This window comes from Bacillus sp. SIMBA_154 (genome assembly GCF_046536015.1).
GTDB classification, from domain to species: domain Bacteria; phylum Bacillota; class Bacilli; order Bacillales; family Bacillaceae; genus Bacillus; species Bacillus pumilus_P.
In genome coordinates, this window is sequence record NZ_JAWJBV010000096.1 from 1 (window position 1) to 368 (window position 368).

The 368-nt window shown below is 43.5% G+C and carries 1 protein-coding gene; it reads left to right on the top strand.

Features of this window, described 5'->3' with window-relative positions:
• Positions 1-327: ABC transporter permease (locus R0K30_RS21260; protein ID WP_410612756.1), on the top strand; the 327-nt coding region annotated here is incomplete at its 5' end.
• Between the last annotated feature and the right edge of the window lie 41 nt (positions 328-368).

Here is a 368-nt window from a genome sequence, read left to right on the forward strand (position 1 = left end):
GATGTGTTAAAACAGGATTATATACGAACGGCGCGTGCGAAAGGATTCCGAGATAATAAAGTGATTTTTAAACACGGTTTGAGAAACGGACTTCTTCCTGTCATCACTATTTTTGGTCTGATGATACCGTCATTTATCGGGGGGGCGGTAGTGGTAGAACAGATTTTTACTTGGCCGGGTCTCGGCAAATTGTTTATTGATTCAGCCTTTTCGCGGGATTATCCGGTTATCATGGCCATGACGGTCATTTCAGCTGTTTTGGTTGTGGTGGGGAATTTAATTGCGGACATCTTATATGCGCTGGTTGATCCCCGCATTGAATATTAACAAAGAGAGGTGAGAGTCAAATGTTACAGCCAAATACCGGC